This window comes from Streptomyces spongiae (assembly GCF_009377185.1).
Lineage (GTDB): Bacteria > Actinomycetota > Actinomycetes > Streptomycetales > Streptomycetaceae > Streptomyces > Streptomyces spongiae.
Map to the genome: position 1 here is coordinate 1 of NZ_VJZC01000709.1, position 4598 is coordinate 4598.

The following is a 4598-nucleotide window of genomic DNA, read 5'->3' on the forward strand; positions in this document are numbered from 1 at the left end:
AGCTGTGTATAAGAGACAGGCGGGGGGTTTCGGGGCGGTTGGTTGGACCCGCCTGCGTAACCCCGGCTTTGGAATCCTCACGTGTCCTCGACGTAAGCGTTCCGTGACCTAACCGCACCGTCGACAGGGGTTCACCCGCCGTTCATGTATGGCCATCGGCGGCTTCACCTGTTCTGCCTAATTTCGGCCCTGCTGGGTGCGACGTGCAGCCCCCCACGGCACTCCCTCAGCGCATCACAAAAGCAGTCTGAGAGATGGAACCCACGACACGGCGAGATGCCGTCTCGACGGGCTGACACCACATCGCACGCCGCCTCCGACGGCGGCTTCTGGAAGGAATCCCTGAAAGTGAAGCTTCAGCGCAACCGGCTTCGCGCCCTTTCCCTCGGTGCTGTCGCGATTTCCGGCGCCCTGGTCCTGACGGCGTGCGGCTCCGACGACAACTCCGAGGCCACCGGCGCCAAGTCGGAGGCCCCGAGCAACGTCAAGTGTGAGGACGCCAAGGGCCAGCTCCTCGCCTCCGGCTCCTCCGCCCAGGACAACGCCATGCAGGCCTGGGTGAAGGCCTTCCAGACGGCGTGCTCCGGCGTGGAGATCAACTACAGCCCCGACGGCTCGGGCGCCGGTATCACCAAGTGGCTGCAGGGCACCACCGCCTTCGCCGGTTCGGACTCCGCGCTGGACGAGCAGGAGACCGCCGACTCCAAGAAGGTCTGCAAGACCGGCCAGGGCATCAACCTGCCGATGGTCGGCGGTCCGATCGCCATCGGCTACAACCTCCCGGGCGTGGACAACCTGGTCCTCAACGCCGACACGATCGCCAAGATCTTCGACAGCAAGATCAAGAAGTGGAACGACCCGGCGATCGCGAAGCTCAACCCCGACGCGAAGCTGCCGTCCACGGACATCCAGGCCTTCCACCGCTCCGACGAGTCCGGTACGACCCAGAACCTGGGCAAGTACCTCCAGGCCGCCGCGCCCAAGTCCTGGAAGTACGAGCCCGACAAGGCGTGGAAGGCCGCGGGCGGCCAGTCCGCCTCCGGTTCCTCCGGTGTCGCCAGCCAGGTGAAGAGCACCGACGGCGCGATCGGTTACTTCGAGCTGTCCTACGCCAAGAGCAACAGCCTCTCCACCGTCAAGGTGGACACCGGCGCCTCCCAGCCGGTCGAGGCCACCACCGACACCGCCTCCGCCGGCATCGCCGCCGCGAAGGTCGTCGGCACCGGCAAGGACCTGTCGCTGGAGCTCGACTACAACACCAAGGCCGACGGCGCCTACCCGATCATCCTGGTGACGTACGAGATCGTCTGCGACAAGGGCAACAAGTCCGACGCCCTGCCGGCCATCAAGGCGTTCCTGAACTACACGGCCAGCGAAGACGGTCAGAAGATCCTCAGCGACGCGGGCTACGCGCCGCTCCCGGACGAGATCGCGGCCAAGGTCCGCGAGATCGTTCCGACCATCGCCTGACCCCACAAGGCGGCCGGCCCTCCGAGCAGTACGGGCCGGCCGCCTCGTCCGGTGCACCGCCGCCAAGGAGCTTCCTCCCGGCTCCACGCCTGAGCCGGGACCGGGCTCAGCAGACCGGAGAACGTAATGGACACGACCACAACGCAGTCCCCTCCCCCACCTCCCACGGACCGAATAGAGCCCACGAGCCCCCAGAAGGCCGTCGTCAGGCCCGGCGACCGTGTCTTCGCGGGCCTTGCCAAGGGTTCGGGCATCACGCTGCTGGTGATCATGGCCGCCATCGCGGTCTTCCTCACCTACCGCGCGGTCCTCGCCCTGTCCGACAACGAGGCGAACTTCCTCACCTACCAGGACTGGCTGCCGCAGAACGATCCGCCGATGTTCGGCATCGCGACCCTCGCCTTCGGCACGGTCGTCAGCTCGGTCATCGCCATGGCCCTCGCCGTTCCGGTCGCCATCGGTATCGCGCTGTTCATCTCGCACTACGCGCCGCGCAGGCTCGCCGGGCCGCTCGCGTACATCGTCGACCTGCTGGCCGCCGTGCCGTCGATCGTCTACGGCCTCTGGGGCGCGCTCATCCTCGTGCCCTACCTCGACGGCCTGAACAAGTGGCTCGACGAATTCCTGAGCTGGACGTACATCTTCGAGAAGTCCGGTACCGGCCCCGCTCGTTCGCTGTTCACCGTGGGCATCCTGCTGGCGATCATGATCCTGCCGGTGATCACCAACGTGACCCGTGAGGTCTTCCTCCAGGTGCCGCGGATGCACGAGGAGGCCGCGCTGGCGCTCGGTGCCACCCGGTGGGAGACCATCCGGCTGTCGGTGCTGCCCTTCGCCCGCTCCGGCATCATCAGCGCCTCCATGCTGGGCCTCGGCCGCGCGCTCGGCGAGACGATGGCCGTCGCCACCGTGCTCTCCCCGAACTTCATCATCTCCGGCCATCTGCTGGACCCGGGCGGCGGCACGTTCGCCCAGAACATCGCCTCCAAGTTCAAGGAGGCCAACGAGTACGGCCAGGACGCCCTGATCGCCTCCGGCCTGGTCCTCTTCGTCATCACCCTGCTGGTCAACGGCGCCGCCCGGTACATCATCGGCCGTCGCAAGGAGTACTCGGGGGCGAACGCCTGATGTCCCAGACAACCGTCACCCCCGCCGACCGCTCGCCGGTCTTCTCCACCGCACGGATGCCCCGCTGGGCACCGGCCGTGATCGCCGTCGCCTCCATCGCGCTCTCCATCGGCATCAGCCTGGCCGCCGGCTGGGAGAGCGAGGTCCAGTGGGGCCTCATCGCGGCGCTGCTCTTCGTCCTCGGCTCGTACGTCGTCACGGCCCGCGTCGAAGGCCCTCGCCAGGCCAAGGACCGGGTCGTCACCAGTCTCGTCTGGGTCTGCTTCATCCTGGCCATCGTGCCGCTGCTGTCCCTGGCCTGGACCACCATCAGCAACGGTGCGCAGATCGTCGACGTCTACTTCCTCACCCACTCGATGAACGCGGTGCTCAACACCGACCCCGGCGGCGGTGTCTACCACGCCCTGCTCGGCACCATCGAGCAGGTGCTCATCGCGTCCGTGATCGCCGTCCCGATCGGCCTGCTCACCGCGGTCTATCTGGTCGAGTACGGCAAGGGGAGGCTGGCCCGAGCCGTCACCTTCTTCGTCGACGTCATGACGGGCATCCCGTCGATCGTCGCCGGCCTGTTCATCCTCTCTCTCTGGATCCTGATCCTCGACCTGGGCTACTCCGGCTTCGCCGGATCGATGGCGCTCGCGATCCTCATGATGCCCGTCGTGGTCCGCTCCACCGAGGAGATGCTCAAGCTCGTCCCGAACGAGCTGCGGGAGGCATCCCTCGCGCTCGGCGTACCGAAGTGGAAGACGATCATGAAGATCGTCATTCCGACCGCGATCGGCGGTATCACCACCGGCGTCATGCTGGCCATCGCCCGTATCACCGGTGAGACCGCGCCCGTGCTGCTGCTGGTGTTCGGCTCCAAGATCATCAACAACGACCCCTTCGAAGGGGCGCAGTCCTCGCTGCCGCTGTACGTGTACCAGGAGTACGCGATCGGCACCACGCAGTCGATCGACCGTGCCTGGGGAGCGGCGCTCACGCTCATCGCCTTCGTCATGATCCTCAACCTGGTGGCTCGCGGTATCGCCCGCTGGAAGGCCCCGAAGACCGGTCGCTGACGCGACCAGGCAGTAACGAAGTCAGCGACCGAAAGAAGCAGTGATTCACATGGCCAAGCGAATCGACATCAGCGGCCTCACCGCGTACTACAGCGCCTTCAAGGCGATCGAGGACATCTCGATGACCGTGGAGCCCCGCTCCGTGACGGCCTTCATCGGCCCGTCCGGCTGCGGCAAGTCCACCTTCCTGCGCACCCTCAACCGCATGCACGAGGTCACCCCGGGCGGTCGGGTCGAGGGCAAGGTCATGCTCGACGACGAGAACCTGTACGGCTCCGGGGTCGACCCGGTGACCGTGCGGCGGGAGGTCGGCATGGTCTTCCAGCGGCCGAACCCCTTCCCCACCATGTCGATCTTCGACAACGTGGCGGCGGGGCTGCGGCTGAACGGCTCGTACAAGAAGTCCGAGCTGAACGACATCGTGGAGAAGTCGCTGCGGGGCGCGAACCTGTGGGACGAGGTCAAGGACCGTCTGAACCGTCCCGGTTCCGGGCTGTCCGGTGGTCAGCAGCAGCGGCTCTGCATCGCGCGTGCGATCGCGGTCGAGCCGAAGGTGCTGTTGATGGACGAGCCGTGCTCGGCGCTCGACCCCATCTCGACGCTCGCCATCGAGGACCTGATCGGTGAGCTGAAGGAGCGGTTCACGATCGTCATCGTGACGCACAACATGCAGCAGGCCGCGCGTGTGTCCGACCGTACGGCGTTCTTCAACCTCGCGGCGGTGGGGCAGCCCGGCAAGCTGATCGAGATCGACGACACGGAGCGGATCTTCTCCAACCCGTCGGTTCAGGCCACGGAGGACTACATCTCCGGTCGCTTCGGCTGAGCGATTGAGGACTCCTCGCGGTGCTGCATGGCGGTGCCATCGCGAGGTTCAAGGGCCCGCCCCTGGCTCCCGGGGGCGGGCCCGTTGGTTTCCTCGCCCCCGCCGCCCCTACC

The 4598-nt window shown here is 66.7% G+C and carries 4 protein-coding genes; all 4 read left to right on the forward strand.

All coding sequences use genetic code 11. From position 1 onward, the window contains the following. Window positions 1-348 precede the first annotated feature (348 nt). Entirely contained in the window at window positions 349-1470 is a 1122-nt protein-coding gene (pstS, locus tag FNH08_RS45070) for a phosphate ABC transporter substrate-binding protein PstS (RefSeq protein WP_322726478.1), read from the forward strand. Between the two features lie 126 nt (window positions 1471-1596). Further along, window positions 1597-2598 carry a phosphate ABC transporter permease subunit PstC gene (gene pstC, locus FNH08_RS45075; protein ID WP_152777336.1) on the forward strand — a complete coding sequence of 334 codons (1002 nt, stop codon included), beginning with the start codon at window positions 1597-1599 and terminating at the stop codon, window positions 2596-2598. Then, window positions 2598-3659 (forward strand): phosphate ABC transporter permease PstA, encoded by a 1062-nt coding sequence (gene pstA / locus FNH08_RS45080; protein WP_152777338.1) that lies wholly within the window; start codon window positions 2598-2600, stop codon window positions 3657-3659. The genes pstC and pstA overlap by 1 nt, the downstream gene beginning before the upstream one ends. Before the next feature lie 49 nt (window positions 3660-3708). Next, window positions 3709-4485 carry a phosphate ABC transporter ATP-binding protein PstB gene (gene pstB, locus FNH08_RS45085; RefSeq protein WP_152777340.1) on the forward strand — a complete coding sequence of 259 codons (777 nt, stop codon included), beginning with the start codon at window positions 3709-3711 and terminating at the stop codon, window positions 4483-4485. Window positions 4486-4598: the final 113 nt, after the last annotated feature.